The organism is Bradyrhizobium sp. ISRA442 (assembly GCF_038085055.1).
In the GTDB taxonomy this organism is placed as follows: Bacteria; Pseudomonadota; Alphaproteobacteria; order Rhizobiales; family Xanthobacteraceae; genus Bradyrhizobium.
Genome location: NZ_JALGCN010000029.1, coordinates 80,742 through 101,473 on the forward strand (window position 1 = coordinate 80,742; position 20,732 = coordinate 101,473).

At 62.2% G+C, this 20,732-nt stretch carries 14 protein-coding genes and 1 pseudogene; 8 read left to right on the forward strand and 7 right to left on the reverse strand.

Going from position 1 to position 20,732, the window contains the following annotated elements; translation table 11 throughout:
- Position 1: 1 nt before the first annotated feature.
- The gene (locus tag MTR72_RS36040; protein WP_280964662.1) at positions 2-1,030 is read left to right on the forward strand and encodes a class II aldolase/adducin family protein; all 1,029 of its coding nucleotides are present in this window, start codon (positions 2-4) and stop codon (positions 1,028-1,030) included.
- Between the two features lie 288 nt (positions 1,031-1,318).
- Here the strand turns inward: MTR72_RS36040 and MTR72_RS36045 are convergent, their stop codons facing one another.
- From MTR72_RS36045 to MTR72_RS36065, 5 genes are all read right to left on the reverse strand, one after another.
- Positions 1,319-2,266, reverse strand: coding sequence for an ABC transporter substrate-binding protein (locus MTR72_RS36045; RefSeq protein WP_280964663.1), 948 nt, complete (start codon positions 2,264-2,266; stop codon positions 1,319-1,321).
- A gap of 82 nt (positions 2,267-2,348) precedes the next feature.
- A complete protein-coding gene (locus MTR72_RS36050) occupies positions 2,349-3,386 on the reverse strand; it encodes an ABC transporter permease subunit (protein ID WP_280964664.1) in 1,038 nt (345 codons plus the stop codon).
- Positions 3,379-4,902, reverse strand: coding sequence for a sugar ABC transporter ATP-binding protein (locus tag MTR72_RS36055; protein WP_280964665.1), 1,524 nt, complete (start codon positions 4,900-4,902; stop codon positions 3,379-3,381). The genes MTR72_RS36050 and MTR72_RS36055 overlap by 8 nt, the downstream gene beginning before the upstream one ends.
- 137 nt (positions 4,903-5,039) lie before the next feature.
- Positions 5,040-6,485, reverse strand: a complete 1,446-nt coding sequence (gene xylB, locus MTR72_RS36060) for a xylulokinase (protein ID WP_280964666.1) — start codon at positions 6,483-6,485, stop codon at positions 5,040-5,042.
- Positions 6,486-6,525: 40 nt separating this feature from the next.
- A complete protein-coding gene (locus MTR72_RS36065) occupies positions 6,526-7,239 on the reverse strand; it encodes a GntR family transcriptional regulator (protein WP_280964667.1) in 714 nt (237 codons plus the stop codon).
- A gap of 174 nt (positions 7,240-7,413) precedes the next feature.
- Between MTR72_RS36065 and MTR72_RS36070 the strand changes: the two genes are divergently transcribed.
- The 7 genes from MTR72_RS36070 (at position 7,414) to MTR72_RS36100 (ending at position 15,977) form a co-directional block, all read left to right on the forward strand.
- Positions 7,414-9,060: a sugar ABC transporter ATP-binding protein gene (locus tag MTR72_RS36070; protein ID WP_341512025.1), complete on the forward strand. Its 1,647-nt coding sequence runs from the start codon at positions 7,414-7,416 to the stop codon at positions 9,058-9,060.
- Positions 9,057-10,394 (forward strand): ABC transporter permease, encoded by a 1,338-nt coding sequence (locus MTR72_RS36075; protein ID WP_280964669.1) that lies wholly within the window; start codon positions 9,057-9,059, stop codon positions 10,392-10,394. Before MTR72_RS36070 ends, MTR72_RS36075 begins: the two co-directional genes overlap by 4 nt.
- A gap of 37 nt (positions 10,395-10,431) precedes the next feature.
- Complete coding sequence (locus MTR72_RS36080; protein ID WP_445819676.1) at positions 10,432-11,355, forward strand: substrate-binding domain-containing protein; 924 nt, start codon at positions 10,432-10,434, stop codon at positions 11,353-11,355.
- 152 nt (positions 11,356-11,507) lie between these two features.
- Positions 11,508-11,963: an RbsD/FucU family protein gene (locus tag MTR72_RS36085; RefSeq protein ID WP_280964671.1), complete on the forward strand. Its 456-nt coding sequence runs from the start codon at positions 11,508-11,510 to the stop codon at positions 11,961-11,963.
- Positions 11,964-12,160: 197 nt separating this feature from the next.
- Entirely contained in the window at positions 12,161-13,819 is a 1,659-nt protein-coding gene (locus MTR72_RS36090; protein ID WP_280964672.1) for an extracellular solute-binding protein, read from the forward strand.
- Positions 13,820-13,909: 90 nt separating this feature from the next.
- Positions 13,910-15,025, forward strand: coding sequence for a carbohydrate ABC transporter permease (locus MTR72_RS36095; RefSeq protein WP_280964673.1), 1,116 nt, complete (start codon positions 13,910-13,912; stop codon positions 15,023-15,025).
- Positions 15,026-15,116: 91 nt separating this feature from the next.
- Positions 15,117-15,977 (forward strand): carbohydrate ABC transporter permease, encoded by an 861-nt coding sequence (locus tag MTR72_RS36100; protein ID WP_280964674.1) that lies wholly within the window; start codon positions 15,117-15,119, stop codon positions 15,975-15,977.
- A 131-nt stretch (positions 15,978-16,108) separates the two neighbouring features.
- Here the strand turns inward: MTR72_RS36100 and MTR72_RS36105 are convergent, their stop codons facing one another.
- Together MTR72_RS36105 and MTR72_RS36110 are read right to left on the reverse strand one after the other, a co-directional pair.
- The gene (locus tag MTR72_RS36105) at positions 16,109-19,213 is read right to left on the reverse strand and encodes a DEAD/DEAH box helicase (RefSeq protein WP_341512026.1); all 3,105 of its coding nucleotides are present in this window, start codon (positions 19,211-19,213) and stop codon (positions 16,109-16,111) included.
- A 589-nt stretch (positions 19,214-19,802) separates the two neighbouring features.
- Positions 19,803-20,703, reverse strand: a pseudogene (locus tag MTR72_RS36110) (glycosyltransferase family 2 protein).
- Positions 20,704-20,732 lie beyond the last annotated feature (29 nt).

Consider the following 20,732-nt stretch of genomic DNA (forward strand, 5'->3'; position numbering starts at 1 on the left):
GATGCAAGCCCCTGCCCAACTCGGAGATCTTCGTCGCATGTCGGCACGCGTCGGCAACAACATGCTGCTGGTGCAGGCTGCCGGTGGCAATTCGTCGATCAAGCACGACGACGTGCTCTGGGTAAAGGCGTCGGGCACCTGGCTTGCGGATGCAGAAGCCAAGGACATTTTCGTGCCGGTCTCGCTTTCAGCCGCACGCGTCGCGCTGGCGCAGGGGGACGAGCGGGTGCCGCTTGCGCCGCATGCCACGACGACATTGCGCGCCTCGATCGAGACGTCGCTCCACGCACTGATGCCGCATCCGGTTGTCCTGCATGTCCACTCGGTCAACACGATCGCATGGGCGGTGCGAACCGACGCGCCCGATGAGCTTGCTCAACGACTAGATGGGTTGGCTTGGCATCGCCTCGACTATTTTCACCCGGGATTACCATTGGCGCGTGCCGTGAACGCCGTCATCGCACAGAATGCGATCGATGTCCTGATCCTCGGCAATCACGGCCTGGTGGTCGGCGCGGCAGACTGCGACGCGGCGGAAGCCCTGGTCTACGAGGTGGAAAAGCGACTCGCGCTAGCGCCGCGCCGCGCGCCACCGGTGAACGCGCAAGCGCTTCGCAAGATATGCACGGGGACAGACTACCGCTTGCCAGCAGATCCGCTATGCCACAGCATTGGCACCGACCGCTTTAGCCGTGCGATTGCGACAGGCGGCTCGCTGTACCCAGACCACGTGGTCTTCCTCGGTCCGGGTCTGCCAAGATTGGATGAAGGCAAAGACCTGGCTGCCATGACGGCGCACGCCAGCGCCAATCGACTGCCCCTGCCCGTTGCCGCTCTCACTGCAGGCATTGGCGCCGTCATTCGGAAGGACGCCAGCTCTGGGGCTGAGGCCTTGTTGACCTGTCTAGCGCTTGTGACCAGTCGCTTACCTCTGAGTGCCGAGATCGGCTACCTCTCGGTCGAGAATGAGCAAGCGCTTTTGAATTGGGACGCCGAACACTACCGGCGACAATTGACCGCTCATCGCTGACGAAGCTCCGCTGGAGCGCTCGCCTCTCTGTGTGCCTCGCGCCCGAGAGCGGTCCGGCCCGTTGCAGGTCAAGCAGGGGCTTCGGGTCAAGGTCCTTTTGAACAAAGGACCTTGTAGCCTTATCCGACACCAGCGGCGGTCAACGGCTCCGCCGGGGCCTCACACGACTAGTCGCGTGAGGCTCCTTACGTCGGTCGATCGATGCAATCGCTAGGATCTCCGAAGCGCGGGCTTTGTCAGCCAGGCACCGCCTGAGCGCCTCGGACCGCTAGAGCCGATGTGGAGTGGCTATTGCGACCGGTCCGAGGTCCAGCCCTTGTAATCCTTGACGTTGTCGCGGGTCACGAGCTTCGACGGCAAGAGCTCGACGGTCGAGGCCGGCTTCTGGCCATTGAGGATGCCGACACCGACCTGCACGGCGCGCCGCGCCATGAAGAACGGGTCCTGCGAAGCGGAAGCCTGGATCTGCGGCGCCGCGGGGTCCTTGAGTGCGGCCTCGATGTCGGGCGCGCCGTCCACCGCGGTGATGACAATGCCGCTCCGGCTTTGCTGGCGCGCCGCAAGGTCGGTGCCGATCGCCTGCGGATCGTTGATGGCGAAGATGGCGTCGATCTTGGGGAAGCGGGTCAGATAGCCCTGCGCGACGGTGAGGCCACCTTCGCGCGAGCCCTTGCCGTCCTGGTCGCTGGACAACACCTTGATGCCGGGATTCTTCGAGAAAACGCTCTTACAGCCGACGACGCGGTCGATCACGGCAGAGACCTGCGGCCCGTTCTCGATGATGACTTCGCCCTTGCCGCCCAACTTGTCGACGATGTACTGGCAGGAGATTTCGCCGGCCTGGACGTTGTTCGTGGTCACGGTAGCATCGGCTCCTTCTGCCGCGGTGTCGACCGCGACGACGACGATACCTGCTGCCTGCGCCTTCTTGATTGCCGGCCCGATCGCCTTGGGATCGCCTGGGTTCAACAGGATCAGGTCGACGCCGGCAGCAATGAAATTGTCGATCTGGGTGACCTGCTTGCCGAGGTCGTATTCGAAGCCGACCGTGGTGATCTTCACATTGGGATTGGTCTTCTTGGCCTCGAACTCGGCGCCCTTCGACAGCGCGACGAAGAATGGGTTACCCATCGAGCCGAGCGAGACGCCGATCGACTTGAGCTCCTTGGCGAAGGATGGCGCGGTACTTAGGGCAAGCGCCATCGCGGCGCCGGCGAGCGTGATCGTCTTAAACATTGGCTTCCTCCCTGGTCTGTCTTCATCCCCGGCACGGCAGACCAGTTGCCGCAACGGAAACTTCGTATCGGGCCTTGCGCACTCAGGTGCGCGCCGAGCCTTGCAGCCGGTAACGATCAAGCGCCACGGCGCCGATGATCACCAGACCCTTGATCACGTATTGCCAGATGTCGGAGACACCGATGAGGATGAGGCCGTTCGAGAGAACGGCGATGATCAGCGCGCCAACCAGCGTGCCCCAGATCGAGCCAATACCGCCGACGAATGAAGTGCCGCCGAGGATCACGGCGGTGATCGCGTCGAGCTCATAGGACTGGCCAAGCTGCAAGCCATTGGCCGCATAAAGCCGCGCGGCCTGCATGGCGCCGCCGAGCCCCGCGAAAAGTCCCGACACGCCGTAGACGAAGGTCAGCACGGCCCAGACCTTGATGCCGGCAAGCCGCGCCGCACTCTCATTGCCGCCTACCGCATAAATATGCACGCCGAGCACGGTTCGGCGCAGCACCAGCCATGAGACGAGAATGACGAGCAAGGCGATTACTGAAAGCCATGGGATCGACACGACGCCGGGAACGAGCGTCAGCGAGCCGTTGCCGATGAAGGCATAAGGAATTGAAGGATTGAACACAGTGGTATCGGCGCCGAGCAACCGCGCGAGCCCCCGTACGGCGGTGAGGGAACCGAGCGTGACAATGAATGGCGGCAGGCGGAGGAGTGCAATCAGCGCACCGTTGATGACGCCGAAGCCGAGGCCAGTGAGAACCGCGGCCGGCAGCCAGAGCGCGCCGAGGTCGGGCAGCTTGGAGACCGTCAGCCCGGCCATCGCAGAGGCCGCCAGGATCGAGCCGACCGAGAGGTCGATGCCGCCGGTAAGAATGACGAAAGTCATGCCCGCGGCGAGCACGGTGTTGACGGCGGCCTGTTGCAACACGATGCCGAGGTTTTGTCCGGTGAAGAAGCGGCCATCGGAGAGGAAATGAAACCCGATACAGAGGATCAGCAGAACCGGTAGCATGCCAGCCGCGCGGATCAGAAGCCTGATGCGCTGACGCTTGGTTTCCTGCGCGGCGACAAGCCCTGCAGCGGTGGCGGCTTCTGCCTTCGGAGGGCTGTCATGCATCGAGCTGCTCCATACCCGTGGCGAGAGCCATGATGTCTTCTTGGTTCAAGGGCGCCGTCGCCTCGCGCCTGATCTCCCCGGCGATGTGCCCGCTTCGCATGACGATTACGCGGTCGCAGATGCCGATGATCTCCGGCAGGTCGGACGAGATGACGAGAATCGCGGCGCCAGCCTTGGCGAGATTGTCGATGATCGCATAAATCTCGGACTTGGCACCGACGTCGACGCCGCGCGTCGGCTCGTCGAGAATCAGGACCTTTGGCCGGATCGCGAGCAAGCGCGACAGCAGCACCTTCTGCTGGTTGCCGCCGGACAGCGTGCCGACGGTGACGCCGACATTGGCGGCACGAATGCCGAGCGCCGCAAATGCCCTGTTGGCACGGTCGCGGGCCTTGTCGCGGTCGAGGACATAGCCGAGCCTGGCATCCCGGCCGAGCATCGCGAGATTGATGTTGTCCAGGCACGACATGTCCAGGAATAGGCCGAGCGCCTTCCTGTCTTCGGTCAGATAGGCGATCCCGGCGTCGAGCGCCTCACCAGGCGTGCGGATCTCGACCGGGTGTCCTTCCAACTCGAGACGACCGGAGGTCTTGGGCGACGCGCCGATGATGAGATGCGCAAGCTCGGTGCGACCCGCGCCGATGAGGCCTGCGAGCCCCACCACCTCACCTGCGTGCACGGTGAGCGAGCAACCTTTGACGCGCTGTCCATCGGCCATATCGACTGCCACAAGCACGGGGTGCCCGCGCCCCGCTTCGGGATCATGATCCTTCTTGTAGAACGAGGAGACGTCACGCCCGACCATCATGCGGACGATGGTGTCGGCGCGGATGTCCTGCTTGTCGAGCGAGCCGACCAGCCGGCCGTCGCGCAGCACGGTGACGCGGTCGCCGAGCGCGTAGACCTCGTCCATGCGGTGCGAGATGTAGATAATGGCAAGCCCCTCCGCCCGGAGCTGCCGGATTAGCGCGAACAGCCGCTCGCTCTCGCCGGCCGACAAAGCGGTGGTCGGCTCGTCCATGATCAGGATTTTTGATCGCGCGTGCAGCGCACGCGCGATCTCGACGAGTTGCCGCTGGCCCATGGACAGATGCGCCACCAGCGTCGATGGCAAGAAGTCTGCGCCCAGCCGTTCCAGGATCGGACCGACGCCCTGGCGCATGGCGCCGCGCGCCAACAAACCTGAACGCGATATCTCGCGGCCGAGATAAATATTCTCGGCGACACTGAGATTGGGGGCTAAAGATAGCTCCTGATAGATGATGGAGATGCCCGCAGCGCGGCCGCCGAGCGGGCCTTCGATCCGCACCGGCCTACCCTCGATGCGGATCTCCCCGCCGGGATCGGGCCTGTAGGCACCGGACAATATCTTCATCAGCGTCGATTTGCCGGCGCCGTTCTCGCCCATCAGCGCATGGATCTCGCCAGCATAGACGGTGAGATCGACCGCACGCAGCGCCTTGATGCCGAAAAAGGATTTTGAGACCCCGCGCATCTCGAGGATCGGATCGTCCATCGTGCCTCCCGACGCACAATGCGTTTCCCACCCGCGTCTCGATTTTTGCCAGCGCGGTTCGCGCATTAAACAAAACGCCGCGGCACAGAGCAATACCGAAGACGGCATACCGAAGTATGTGCAACGCCAGATCGATGCTAGTGGCGCGGCCGGTACAGTTCGCGCCACGCAGGAATCCGCTCGGCATAGGCATCGACGAGCGCCCGTTCAGGTTCGAATGTCTCGATGCGTCGCGGCGGCGTGCAGACGGCCTCGATCGCTTCGCCCGTGACAGCAAGCCGCCCCAATCTCGCCGCACCAAATGCCGCTCCTGTTTCACCACCGGCAAAGCGATGGATCGGAACATCCAGAACGTTTGCCAGCACCGACAGCCAGAACCGGGACCGCGAACCGCCGCCGATGGCGTCGGCTTCCGCGACCGCAAGGCCGGCATCCACGAGCGCATCGCGGCAATCGGCCAGCGCAAAGGCAACGCCCTCGAGGACGGCCTGCACGATCGTTCCACGATCGGTGCCATGGCTCAAACCACCGAGCATGCCGCGCACGACGGGATCGTCGTGCGGCGTCCGCTCGCCCGCGAGATAAGGCAAGAAGCTCACGGGGGACGGCTCCTGCGGGCGCGACCCGAGCGGCGCCAGCAGTTCGGCCTCGGCGACGCCGAACAACTGCGCGATCCAGGCGAGGCAGGACGCCGCCGAGAGGATCGCACCGGCCTGAATCCACATTGCGGGAATGGCGTGGCAGAAGGTGTGCACGACGCGATCGGGGTTGGCGGCAATTCTGTTGGTCGGCACCAGCAAGGCACCCGAGGTTCCCAGCGACACGAACGCGGTTCCCGGCCGGATCGCGCCGATGCCGACGGCACCCGCCGGGTTGTCGCCGGCGCCGCCCGCGATCATCGGCCGTCTGGTCATGCCCCAGCGCCGCGCCAGCTCGCTGCGCAGTGTTGCTGCGGGCGCGCAACCCTCGACCAGACGCGGCATGTGCTTGCGCGACAGGCCGGTCGCCGCCAATGCTGCATCCGACCAATCCCGGCGCGCGACGTCGAGCCACAACGATCCCGACGCGTCCGAGACGTCCTCGATCGCTTCGCCGGTCAGGACCAGGCGCAGGTAGGCCTTGGGAAGCAGGACGAGTTTCGTGGCCGCAAAAATCTCAGGTTCGTGCGTCGCGATCCAGAGCAGCTTCGGCGCCGTGAATCCGGGCATCGCTTTGTTGCCCGACGTCGTACGCAAGGCGGGCCAGCGTTGCTCCAGAATACGACACTCAGTGGCGGAGCGTCCGTCATTCCAGAGGATGCAAGGCCGCAACGGCCTTGAGCGCGCATCGAGCAGCGTGGCGCCATGCATCTGGCCGGACAGCCCGATGCCTTCGACCGCCGCCAATTCGCCGGCATGCGTCTCCTTCAAGGCATCCAGCGTGGCAAAGGTCGCATCGATCCACTGCGCGGGATCCTGCTCAAAATAGCCGGGCTGCGGCGAGGCGGTCGTCAACGGCCGGCTCTCGCTTGCAATCACGCGCTGGGTGCCGTCAACGAGAACGGTCTTGACCGCCGAGGTGCCGAGATCGATGCCGAGATACATTGATGCTTTTGCCTGAAGCGCGATGTCGGTCGATACGGCCCTATTCCTCGAAGAAGCCGGGATGTTTCGCGACAAAGGCCTGCAGCTCCCGCGACACACGATCGAGATGATTGGCCATTTCGCTCCTTGCCTGCTCCGGTGCGTGCGCGGCAATCGCCCGATAGATGGCTTCGTGCTCGCGGAAAGTTCCCTCGGGCCGCCCGGGCTCGGGAAGCAGCGTCCGGCGCACGCGTTCGAGATGGGTGCGGATCGAATCAAGCACCTCGCCAACGCGCGCAAGGGCAAGGCTCTCGGTCATCTGACGATGAAACCTGGTGTCGAGCTCGTGGAAGCCCTCGAGATCTCCGCTGCTGATCGCAGCCCTTTGGTAGGCGATATTTTGGCCGAGGGCTTCGGTCGCATCAGCCGACATGTCGGCCGCACAGACCGCAACAACCTCCATCTCCAGCGCGCGGCGCATCAACATCCATTGCCGCACATCCTCAAGGCGGATCTTTGCGACGTAGGAGCCGCGCTGCGGCTCGACGATGACAAGCCCCTCGAAGGCGAGCCGATTGATCGCCGTCGTGATGGAAAGTCTCGACACATCGAAAGTGGCGCACCACTCATTCTTGTTGATCGGAGTTTCCGGCGCGAGCACGCCCGAGACGATGGCCCGCTTCAGCGCCACGTAAGCCCGGTCGACCTTCGAGCCGCCCGCATTGCGTGCTCGTGCGGCAACGGTGCCTCGGCTGAACCCGCCGACTGAATGCATGCTGTGATTCCCCGAGGCTAATTTTCACTTTTTCAGATTGCGAAGCTCAATTCCGCGGACAAACGCTTGACGGGTGACGGCTGATATAACTAGCATATCAGCAAAAGAGCAATGGGCAGCCTACCCCTGGGACGACTGGACGCGGGGGCAAAGCGGACCCGGGAGGAAATCCAGATGGAGACACGCTTCGGCGCCGTCAAAGCGCGTGAAGGGCGACGCGCGTCCCCGCCCTCTCCGCTTGTCGAGATCGGCAAGAAGTCAGCGGCCGGCGCGCACTCCGGTGAGGTCGTGCTGCTTGCCGATCGAGTCTCCAAATCCTTCGCTGGGGTGAAGGCGCTCCAAGATGTCGACTTCGATCTGCGTCGCGGCGAGGTGCACGCGCTGATGGGCGAAAACGGTGCCGGCAAGAGCACGTTGATGAAGATCCTCGCTGGCGTGCACACTGACTATCAGGGCGCCATTCTGGTCGAGGGCTGCACGGCATCGTTCACCGGCGTGCGCGACGCCGAGAATGCCGGCATTGCGATCATTCATCAGGAGCTCAATCTCGTTCCCGAGTTGAGCGTAGCCGACAATATCTTTCTTGGTCGCGAGCCGCTGATCGGAGGCATGCTCATCGATGGCCGCCGCATGGTGAGAGCGGCAGAACGCCTGCTGCAGCGCCTCGGCGTCACGATCGCCGCCGAAAGCCGCGTTGCCGAATTGCGCGTCGGTGAGCAGCAATTGGTCGAGATCGCCAAGGCGCTATCGCTCAATGCCCGCATCCTGATCATGGACGAGCCGACCTCGGCACTTTCGTCGTCGGAATGCGGGACGCTGTTCAAGATCGTGCGGCAGCTCGCGTCCGAAGGCGTCGCCATCATCTACACATCGCATCGCATCGAGGAGGTGCTCGATCTCGCCGATCGGGTGACGGTCTTGCGCGACGGCAGGCGGGTCGTCACGGCTTCGATCGGCGAATTGTCACGCGGCGCTATCATCTCGGCGATGGTGGGCCGCGACATGATCGCAAGCGACCGCGGCACCGTGGCGCAAAACGGCGCGATCGTCCTCTCCGTGTCCGATCTGACACTTGACACACTCGGCCCTCATGGATGGAAAAGAACGCTGCACGGCATAAGTTTTGAACTCAGACGCGGCGAGGTGCTGGGCATCGGCGGCCTGCTCGGCGCCGGACGGACGGAGATCCTGGAGTCGATCTTCGGCGTTGCACGCGGCTGGCGGGGCGGCGAGATCGCCATTGATGGCGTAGCCGTCGAGATTGGTTCGCCGGCCGACGCCTATCGCCTCGGCGTGGCGCTCGTCAGCGAGGACCGCAAGGAACGTGGCCTGCACCTTACCGCCTCGATCTGTGACAATATCGCGCTGCCCTCGATCAGCGCGATGTCGCGCTTTGGCCTACGTGCTTTTGCTGCGGAACGCGCCTTGGCGGCCGAAATGGTCCGCCGGCTCTCGGTCCGTTGCACCGGCATCAGCCAGCAAGCCGCGGCGCTCTCGGGCGGCAACCAGCAGAAGGTCGTGATCGGCAAATGGCTGGCCACCGAGCCTCGTATTCTTTTGCTCGATGAGCCGACCCGCGGTATCGACATCGGCGCCAAGCAGGAAATCTACCGGCTGATCTTCGATCTCGCCGCGCAAGGCCTCGGCATCGTCGTAGTGACCTCGGAGCTGCCGGAACTGTTGCTGCTCTCCGACCGGATCCTTGTGATGTGCGAGGGACGGCAGACCGGAATCCTTTCGCGCGAGAGCGCGACGCAGGAGGCGGTGATGCGCCTTGCCGCGCCGGGCATGGCGGCTTGGGCGCAGGAGACGGCCTCATGAAAGCAACGCTTCGCCTTTTGTCCCGGACCAAGCTCTATTGGGGCTTGCTGACTATCTGTCTGATCGGCGCACTTACCTCGCCGCATACCTCTTCCGGCAACAACATTTTTCTATCCTACGCCAACCTGACCGACGTTCTGCGCCAGGTCTCGATCACAGGCCTGGTAGCAACCGGTATGACCATGGTCATTCTCCTCGGTGGAATCGATTTGTCGGTCGGCTCAGTCATGGGATTCGCGACCGTGATCTGCGCGATGTTGCTCACCAAGCCGGGCTGGACTGCGGCCTCGATGATGGGCATTCCGGCAGCAACCCTGGTCGGTGGAGCCGTGGTAGCGCTTTTCGTGCGCTTCGTCTTCCGGGGTCTTGCGCGCGGCCACGATGTTAGCGCGGGGCGACGCCCACCGATTGCGCTCTCTCACTGGCGCAGCGTATGGATTCCCACGCTGATCGGCGTTGCCGTCGCGATTGCGATTGCTTGGTGGCTGACAACCCAGGTGCAGACCAAGTTCGGCGTGCTTGGTGTTCTGCTGATCGCACCTTGCTTGGCTCTGCTGCTCGGCGCCATCAACGGATTCCTGATCGTCTCCGGGCGGCTACAGCCCTTCATCGTCACGCTGGCGATGATGGTCAGCGCGCTTGGCGTCGCCCGACTCACCGCGGGGCAAGACAATGCCGTCGTGCCGGTTTATACCGGCACCAACGCCACCGAGGCCTTCGAGATGCTGCGCTCGATGCTCTGGGGCGTGTTGCCGGTGCCGAGCGTGTTCTTCCTGGCGGCAATCGTCCTGTTCGGCGCGATCCTGCGGTTCACGAGCTTCGGCCGCTATGCCTACGCGATCGGCGGCAATGTCGAGGCCGCCAAACTGTCCGGCATCAAGGTCGCGCAGGTCCAGCTTACCGCCTATCTAATTTCGGGGCTGCTCGCGGGAATTGCCGGTGTACTGTTCGTCGCGCAATACCGGCAGGGCAAGCCCGATGCCGGCGCCGGCCTCGAACTCGATGCGATCGCCGCCGTGGTGATCGGCGGCACCAGCCTGATGGGCGGTCGCGGCGGCCTCGCCGGCACCTTCGTTGGCGTTCTGATTTTCGGCCTGCTGTCGGATATCCTTCAGCTCCAAAACATCGACTCTAATGTGCAACTTCTGATGAAGGGGTTGATCATCGTCTGCACCGTGCTGGTGCAGGAGCAGAATCTCGGCCAGCTCATGGCCCGATGGCGGTTCAGCCGATCGGGCAAACTGCGCGCCGACCCGAAAACAGCCGAATCCTATCGGCTGCCAGGCGCTGCCAAGGCGCAATTTGCGAGGGAGGATCTGGATGAAGCGTCGTGAATTCTTGAAACTGTCGGCTACTGTGGCCGGCGCAACAATGACGTTCTACATGCCCACCGGATGGCGTCCTGCCAAGGCCGCCACCAAGTGGAAGGTTGGCTTCAGCCAGTGCACCACGCTGGAGCCGTGGCGCGTGCAATTCAACAAGGACATCCAGGCTGAGGCGAAGAACCATCCGGATGTCGACCTCATCATTACCGATGGTCAAGACAAGACCGAGAAACAGGTTGCCGATTGCGAAAACCTGATCGTGCAACAGGTCAACGTCCTCTTGATTTCGCCGAAGGAGTCGGCGGGACTGACCGGCGTTGTCGAGAAGGCGATCGACGCCAAGATCCCGGTCATTGTGCTCGATCGCAACGTCGAGACCAAGCGGATCGCCCAATTTATCGGCGGTGACAACGTCGCGATCGGCAAGGCAGCCGGCGAACATGCGGTGAAGCTCCTCGGCGGACCAGGCAAGGCGGCCGGCAATGTCGTCGAGATCTGGGGCGGCATGGGCACCCAACCCGCGCATGATCGCCACGACGGCTTCCATGCCTTCACCGACAAGGAGCCGGGCATCAAGTACCTGCTGAACAACCAGTCGGGGGACTGGAAGCAGGACAAGGCCTACAACATCATGACCACCGCGCTGCGCAATAACGAGAAGATCGATCTGGTCTATGGTCATAACGATCCGATGGCCTACGGTGCCTATCTCGCCGCCAAGGACGCGGGGCGAGACAAGGACATCAAGTTCATCATCGGCATCGATGGGCTGCCGGATGAAGGCGTCACCTGGGTCTCGAAGGGACAGCTTTCGGCGACATTCCTCTACGCAACGCCGGGCGCGGAAGGCCTGCGCCAGGCGGTCAAGCTCCTGAAGGGCGAGAAGCTGGAACCGGTGATCACCCTGCCCACGATGCTGATCACGAAGGAAAATGCGCCTGATATCCTGAAGAAGAACGGACTGCTCTGATCTGGCAGCTTACAGACGCGACTTAGCCGCCCAAGGAATCTGGTTCAATCTCGGTTGAACCAGACTCCAGCATTTGCACGCCGATATGGACACCGGCGCCCCCGACGTCGGATAGTCGTCAATCCAAAGAGCTGATCAAAAGGAGGCGCTGCATGCTGAAGTCGATCGACCCCATCCTGAATGCCGATATCCTTTATGCACTGCGGTCGATGGGGCATGGCGACGATCTCGTGCTCTGCGACACCAATTTTCCCGCCGACTCGGTCGCCCGCCAAACCGTGCTAGGGCGGCTGCTACGCATCGACAACGTCACCGCAGCTCGCGCCGCGCGCGCGATCCTGTCGGTACTGCCCCTCGATTCCTTCGTCGATAGACCCGCCTTGCGTATGGAAATCGTCGGCCATCCCGACGAAGTTCCGCCTGTGCAGGCGGAGGTGCAAAAGGAGATCAACGCCGCCGAAGCCCGCCCTCTCCCCTTGGGTTCGATCGAGCGCTTCGCCTTCTATGACCTCGCCAAGAAATCCTATTGCGTCATCCAGACCGGCGAGCGGCGCTTCTATGGCTGCTTCATCTTCAAGAAAGGCGTCATCCCACCTGACGCAGACTAGCTGATGCAGCCCTGCCGAGCTTCTGCTCGTGCGTGGATTCGTTGACATTGATTTGCGTCGTTGCATACTCGACGCGGCCTCCGTCAGCACCTTGACGACAAGAGATCTGCGAGCGTCATGTCCTCAGACCATGCTGTTCAGGCGGCCCAATAACCCAATAACTTGACACGATAACGTCAACGAAGGGAGGTTACGCAATGAAACAGCAAGAGCATGATCAGCATCCCGCACTCCGGCCGAACCGGCGCACGGTGCTGAAAGGCGCGGCCAGCGCCGCCGCGTTGGGCACGACGGGCGCGCTCGGCACGTTCTCCGAGCTTGCCTTGGCGCAAGCCAATCTGCGCGCCCAGATCACGCAAATTCCCGGTGTCGGCAAAGGTGCGCCAACCGACGCCGACTGGCAGAAAGTCGGCGAGCTCTGCCTCGGCCCGACCAAGGCGAGCATCAAGGAAGGCGAATTCAAGGGCGTCGAGCTCTCCTTCATGGGGCTGAACAATCAAAACCTCCACAATCTCCTGTTTCGCGGCTTCCTGAAGCCATGGGAAGCGTATACCGGTGCGAAAATTTCCTGGATCGATCTCGCCCAGGCCGACTACAATCCGCGCTTACAGCAAGCGATCGCGACCGGCACGGTCGACTTCGACATCCTCGAGATGGGCGCGCCGTTCGAGGGCGACGTCTGCGGCAAAGGGCTGGCGTCGGAGATGCCGGACTGGGTCAAGAAGCAGATCGATATCGACGATTATGTCGACTACCTGAAGCCGCCCGTCGGCACCTGGAACGGCAAGACCTATCGCGTCACCATCGACGGCGACTGCCACAACTTCAACTACCGCACTGACGTCTTCTCCGACCCAACCCTCGCCAAGGCGTGGAAAGACGCGGGCAATTCGAGCGAATGGGGCGTGCCGAAAACCTGGCAGCAGGTACAGGCGGTGACAAAATTCCTCAAGGGCAAGAAGATCAAGAACCAGAATGCGTTCGGCTACCTCGATGCGCCAAAGCCCTGGGGCGGGTTCGGCTTCTATTTCCTGGCCAGTCGTGCCTCGGCCTATGCCAAGCACCCCGACGACAAGGCCTGGCTGTTCGACATCGACACGATGAAGCCGCGCATCAACAATCCCGCCTGGGTGCGCGCCATCCAGGACGTGATCGACGCGCTGCCATTCGAACCCGCCGATCAGCTCAATGCCGATCCGAACACCACCGGCTTCCAGCAATTCCTGGCCGGCATCGGCTCAATGATTCCCTGGTGGGGCGACATCGGCCAGGTGGCGAAGGCGAGCGACACCTCCGTGATCGGCGACGTCGTCGGCTTCGACATCCTGCCGGGCTCGGACGATGTCTATAACGCCAAGACCGGAAAATGGGACAAGCTCGCAAGCGGCCCGAATCATGCACCGAATTGCGCCTATCTCGGCTGGGGCGTTTACGTCATGGCACGGGTCAACGGTGACGAGAAGAAGCACAAGGCTGCCTGGAGCGCGGCCGCGCATCTCGGCGGCAAGGACCTGTCGCTCTGGATGGTGATGTATCCGTCGGGCTTCCAGGCCCACCGCACCAGCCACTTCCAATTCGACGAGTGGGTCGCCGCGGGCTACGACCGCAAATACATCACGTCCTATCTGAACTCGCAGCTCGGCTCCTATAATCATCCCAACCGCGCAGTGGAGCCGCGCATCCCCGGCATCTTCCAGTATTACAGCATCGCCGAAGATGAGCTGACGAAGATTTTCGCCGGCAAGGTCGATGCCCAGACCGGCGCGAACAACATCGCCGCCGCCTGGGAGAAGCTGACCGACCAGATCGGCCGCGAGCGACAGATCGGGCTCTACAAGGCCTCGCTCGGCGCGTAGCTTCTTCGACTGCGAGAACCATCCAGACCCGGCTGGCGCCGCTTCAGACGCCAGCCGCACTTTAGCAAGAATCGGCAGAGTCGGATTGCGATGCAGAGTTCGGTCGATTTGGGCAATGAGCGCCTCGCGCCCGCCCCCCGGCGCGCGAGCGTCAGCCGGAAGAACGCTGGCCGGGCGCTGGTCGCGCTCGCTTCGCTCGGCCTCCTGCTCGTGATCCTCCTTCAGGGGCTGCACGCAACCGGTACAATCGCGACCGGATTCTCGGATTGGCGCCCGATCATGATCGCCTATGTGCTGTGGGCTATCGCGTTTGGAATCGGGCAAATCATCATCCGCGGCGAACGTGGTCAGCGCGCGCTGTTTCTGCTGCCGGCCGTGTTCTTCACGGTTGCAGTCGTGATATTTCCCACGATTTTCGGGATCTACATCGCGTCACTGGACTGGAATCTCTCATCGATCGACGGACCGCGCTTCAGCGGCTTCGACAATCTTAGAGGAATGCTGAGCGACACCTACTACTGGAACGCGCTCGGCAACATGGTCTTCTACACGGTTGCGGTGCTCGGCGAGTACGCGATCGCATTCGGGCTGGCGCTGCTGCTCAGCGCCGATATCCGGGCGCGAAAATTCTTTCGTGTGGTCTTCCTTCTGCCGATGATGCTTAGCCCGGTCGCAGTGAGCTGGATGGTCGGCAAATCCCTCCTGGAATATCGATTTGGCCCTGCAGCGACGCTTGCGCGCTATCTCGGATGGGATAATCCGGCCTTCTTTGCATCGCCCTGGATGGCGCGCTTGAGTATCCAGGCGATGGACGCCTGGGTGTCGATCCCGTTCATCATGATCATTCTGCTCGCAGGCCTGCAAGCGATGCCAAAGGAGGTGCAGGAAGCGGCCAAGGTCGATGGCGCGAATGGCTGGCAATCATTCTGGCACGTCACGTTCCCGATCATGCTGCCAGTCAGCATCACCGTCCTGATCATCCGCATCATCTTCAAGCTGAAGCTCGCCGACATCGTGATCAACGTCACCGCCGGAGGTCCGGGCGGCGCCACCGACACTGTGTCGAGCTTCATCTATCGCGTCTACCGCGACCGCTCGAATGTCGGATACGGCACGGCGCTCGCCATGGTCTATCTGCTGTTGATCATCGTGCTGCTCACCGTGATGTTACGACTGTCGAAGCGCTGGACACAGAAGGTTATCTAGGACCCAACCAAGGGAGTTTGAGCGATTGGCTATGTCGAGTGTGGCATCAAACCCGGTCCGAAAGCATTCCGCAGCGCCGCGCGCCAAGCGGATGCTTGGCCGCTTGCTGATCTACGCTGCACTCCTGTTCTGGACGCTTATCTGTCTGTTCCCAATCTACTGGACCGTCACCACCTCGTTCAAATCGGCGGTCGACGTGACGCAAGCCCACCTGATTCCCTGGGTCGATTTTCAGCCGGACTGGAAAGGATGGCGCTCGCTTGGCCTGTCACCAGATACACTGTTCGGCACCTCGACTGCCCGCTCCGAATTCGTGAACCGCTTCGTCAACAGCGTCATCACGTCGGTCGGCGCATCCTTGCTAGCGCTGATCTTAGGATCGCTGGCAGCCTATGGCCTGAGCCGCTTCCGCTACAAATTCGCCTGGATGCGCAACGACGATATCCTGTTCTTCTTCATGTCCCAATTGATCCTGCCGCCGGTCGTGCTCGCGCTGCCGTTCCTCGTCCTCTACAAGGCATTGGCCCTGCTCGACACGCGCTTCGGTCTTGTCCTGCTCTACACCCTAACGGTGCTGCCGATCGTCATCTGGATCATGCGCGATCAGTTCAACGCGATTCCGATCGAGCTCGACGAAGCCGCCTTCGTCGACGGCCTGTCGACCTGGGGCGCCTTCCTGCGCATCATTCTGCCGCTCGCCGTTCCAGGAATGGTGGCCGCATTCATCCTCTCGCTGGTGCTGTGCTGGAACGAATACTTCTTCGCGGCGCTGTTGACGAGCACGGACGCGAAGACACTCCCCGTGATGGTGGCCAGCCAGACTGGCTCGCAGGGCATCAATTGGTGGTCGATGGCGGCGCTGTCGACGGCGGCGATCGCGCCGCTCGTCCTGGTCGGCATTTTCCTCGAGCGCTATATTGTCAGCGGCCTGACCACGGGAGCAGGAAAGTAACTCGCAAGGCTCACCCGGAGGCGCTGACACAAGCTTCGAGCGCGAGCGCTAGTTCGAAGGGACGAGGCGTCGCGCGTGCAACGTGCCGGCCTTCCGCGGTTACGCTTTCGTCCGCTGCGCCGACAGCGCGATCATTCGTCCAGGACATCGAAGAGGTTTTCGACTTTTCCGAGCGGCCCATCAGCTCCGTTGCTGGCATAGACGACCCGATCGCCGTCACGCTGCAGCGATCGCGCCTTGGACTTTCGCAATCGTCCCGGAAGGAATGTCGCGGCGACCGCTTCTGCTCCGACATCCAGCCTTATGATCCCTCTTCGCCTGCAATCGATCCTAAGCCTTGCTGCAGCGAAGAATTCGAGCGCCGCTGGCGGCAACTTTCCAAAACGACGGAGAGTCTCCTCTTCGAGGTCGTCCAGCTCATCCTCGCTTCGGCACCGAGAGGCGCGGGCGTAGATTTCGAGCCGAACGGCTTCCGATTGCACATAGTCTGCCGGCAACATGTCGGCGATCGGAAGATTCAGGTCGGGCACCCACAGGTCGGCCGTTCTGTCGTCGACCTTCTCCGAGGCCAGCTTCAAGAGATGGCTGTAGAGCACGGGCCCGAACACCTGAACGTGGCCGGACTGCCGCTCCGAGAGCAGATCTCCCGCTCCTCTGAGGTCCAGGTCCCGCGCACTGATTGCAAAACCGGCACCAGGCCTGCTGAACTCCTCCATAACCGCAAGCCGCTTCTCGGATCGCGCCGCATCCGACTCGGTCAACAGATACGCAAACGCGCGTATGCCGCCGCGCCCCACCCTGCCCCTGAGCTGATGGAGCTGAGCGAGACCGAACCTTTCGGGCCAGCAGACCACGATCGTATTTGCGCGCGGGATATCCAGGCCGCTCTCCACGATGTTGGTCGCGAGCAGAACATCCGCCTCGCCTTCGACGAAGGTCATCATCCGGTCGTCCATTTCGTCTGCGCTTAACCTGCCATGGAGACAGACAATGCGCAGATCCGGGGCCAGCGTTTGCACGCGCACCAGCATCGGATCGAGATCCTGAATACGCGGGCAGATCAGGAAGCTTTGCCCGTGGCGCCTCTGCTCGCGCAACAACGCCGCGGCAATGGCAGCATCGGAAAGCGGCGCAATTCTCGTGGCGACCGGAAGCCGGTGAGCGGGTGGAGAGGCAATGACGCTGAGATCCCTGAAGCCCGCGAGGCCTGCCGCGAGGGTCCGCGGTATCGGCGTAGCGCTCATCCAGAGGGCATGAACACCCTTGGCGAGCCCTGATAGCTTTGCCTTTTCGGCCGCGCCAAAATGCTGCTCCTCGTCGATAATGACCAAGCCGAGATCGCGGAACTTCACGTCCTTCGAGACAAGAGCGTGAGTTCCAACTACGACCTTCAATCTTCCGCTCTTCAGCCCCTCCTTCGTCTCCCTCAGCTCCGAGGTCGATGTGGCGCGCGACAAGCTTCCCACTTCGATATCGAAGGCAGCAAATCGCTTGCGGAACGTCGCGACATGCTGCCTCGCTAGGACGGTCGTCGGCACCGCGATCGCCACCTGCCGTCCTGACAGCACGACGGCTGCCGCCGCCCGCAAAGCCACCTCAGTCTTTCCGAACCCGACATCGCCGCAAATCACCCGATCCATGGGATGACCGGCCGCAAGATCATCCAGGACGTCGCGAATGGCCTTCGCCTGATCGACTGTCGTGAAGAACGGAAAGCGTGCGACAAACCTCTCATAGAGGGGCCCCGGAGGGACGAGTTTCGAAGCCCGCCGACGGCGACGCTGGCTGATATGTTTGGCGAGTTGCCTGCCCGCAATCTGAATCTCGTGCTCGGCCTCCGTGCGGCGCGCGAACCACGTACTTCCGTCCGCTTTATCCAATGACAGCCTGCCCAGTTCGGAAGCATAGGGCCAGATCAAGGCGAGGTCGGCGGGCGGAACGAGAACGGCATTGTCACCCGCAAAGACGAGCCTGATCATTTCTCGCGAGGCACCACCTCCCGTCGCCACAGTCTGCAGTCCGTCGAGCAGGGCTAATCCCCGCTGCAGATGAATGACCACAGCACCCTGCTCCGGCATATTCAGATGGCTGAAACCGGCACCCCAGGTTCTCGCCAAAGGCTGGGGATGATGAGCCTTGCTGCCGAGCACGTCGGAAGCCGTAACGACGACAAGAGGTTTACTGTCAGGCACGACAAAACCGGCGTCGAAGTCGGCGAGAAGTGCAGCTTCTCGATTGCGTGCCGCCGCCGCCTGACTCCAACCCACAAAGCGCTCCGCCTTGACTCCGCTCATTCGCTCCATCACACGCAGGTCATCTTCCTGCGCTGCGACAAAAGCCAGCCGAAAGCCGGCACTTCGCGTCTCGTCGACGAACGTGCGTAGCGCCTTCCTCGGTGATGCAGCCTTCGAAAAGTCTGGGACAGGACGGAACGGAGCCTGTCGCGGCAAGATGTCCATGCGCTTGATCGCATCCCTCCATTCGCGCCGTCCGAGGTAAGTGTGCTCCCTATCGGCGCGACCAGCCGCCTCCTCGATCGTGCTCAGCCAATTGTCGGCGTGAACCTGAACGCCGGCATCCGCAATCCACTTGGCCCGGCCGCAATACTCGAACAGGGTAGAACGTTTTCCGCGCCTGTTTCCCAGCATCATCCGCTCCGACATCGGATCGATGAGCAGCTCTTTGGTCTCAAAAACGATGTGATGCTCGATCGGATCGAATGCCACAATCCGACGTATCAACCGGCCGGAATGCTCTACCCTGAATGGCCCGAGGGCTCCGGCGGGAAATATCTCGAATGTCTGGCCGTGAAAAAGCGCATCACCGGGATAGCGGGCATCCTCATCGAGCTCGTATCCGAGAGCCTCGAACCGCGCCCGGAGATCTTGCTCGGAGAACTCCGTGCCCACTTTCAGACGGAGCGTCAGCCGAGACCAACTTGCCGGCGTTGGCAGGCGCTCCATCACGGCCTCGGCAGTGGACACGAGAAGGATGGGCTTCTCGGGTTTGGCAAGACGCCTCAGGACCGCGCTTCGTCGACCTGCGATTTCGTGCGACGGCTCCATTTGATCGAACGGCAGCGTGTCCAGCCGCGGGAAAACCAGTACTTCGCACGAGGCGTCGAGGGCATGAATGATGGCCCCCAGCCGCTCCGCCTTATTCTCGTTTTCGGCCAGAAACACGACGCCTTTGCGCCCCGACTTCCCCCACTGCGCGAGCAGATAGAGGCTCAACATGCCGAGGGGAGATGACGAGGAGATCGCAATCCGAGCTGATGATTTCTTTCGCTTCGCTGCCCTGCCGGCAACGCGCGCTCTACTGGAACCGCCCACGTGGACCCCATCGCTGAGTCGCGACCAGCGAGAGCTGGTGGCGCGTATTATCCTGCAAAAGCGCGCTCCGCTATGGGTGCGACGCTCCGGGCTGCGTACATATGCGAATTCGGGGCCGGACGCACGCTTCCGCCTCGGCCTTCCCTGTCATCTGCTCGGAACGGGAATGGCAATGCCGTGGCAGCTCGTCAGGCCTGATTTGTTCACGACGGGACACCTGGCCGAGGGACATGCTCGTTGGCCTCGAGCTGGCCCTCAAGCAACTACTACCACGACACATCGTGATGAGGCCAATCATGACACTGGCTCGTGGACAACGAATGCCATGGATCAGGGCCGAGCGGATCGGACGGCCTCGACTTCGGCACTAGGGTCGTGCTGAACTGTCGACCTTCTACCGAGCGGGCGGAGCCGAGAAAGCATTCGCCCGAGAGACGAGGTCCTCATCAAGCGCTTGAAAAAGCGTCGGGCATCGTAGCTTGCAACGCAATCATTAAGCAGGACTGCACGCGCTTCCGTATATCCTTCGTGAGTAACTGGCGCGCGCATACTCGAGCATCAGGAAATTTGCATATCGTTTGGCACTCTTGACCAATGCCGGCGGAACCCTGCCATCTCCTATTAACCCGGGAAGGCGCTGCGCAAAGATTGGAGCGGCGGCGCGGTTGCTCGATGAGCAGGCGCCGGTATAAGTTGCCGACAATCTCGCGTTGTAGAAGAACGGGCCTCGGCAGGCTAACCGGCACCACATGTCGATATCTTCGCCGGACGCGATTCCTTCCGCAAAGAGCCCTGCCGCGAACAGTTCGTCCTTGCGAACCATGATCGAGCTTGAACTCGCGGGATAGTCCCCGCTGGAAAGTGCGAATGTAAAATAGTCATCCACCCCTTGCGGCAGCACCGCTGGATCGATCAACGGGTGACCGGTGCGGCTTTCCAATCGCAGATTGCTGATGACGGCGATTGCCGCAGTCTTGTCCGTAGGCCGCTGCAGGCTCTCCAGATGGCCGGGTGACCACAGGTCGTCGCCATCCAGGAATGCGATCCATTTCCCCTGCGCTGCTGCGATTCCTGGCCGCCGATACGCCTGCATTCTCCTGCTGGATGAGACGCAAGTCGGGAACGCCTGCCGCCTTCACCAGCTCAGCGCTCCCCTCCGTTGATCCGTCGTCGACGACGATCAACTCAAAATCAGTTCGGCCCTGGCTTGCCACTGAAGAAAGCGTCTTCAGGATACAGTGGGCTTTGTTGTAGAGCGGTATTACAACGGAAACGAGAGGATTCGTCACGCCATCGGATCTCGCTAGAGTCACAATCTTGCAGCATACGAAATAACTGCCTGCATCGCAGGCGCTGCAGGGTTGGAAACGGCCCAAACGTGCCACCTCAAGCATGCGCCGCAATTCGCTCAGCGCCACCCATC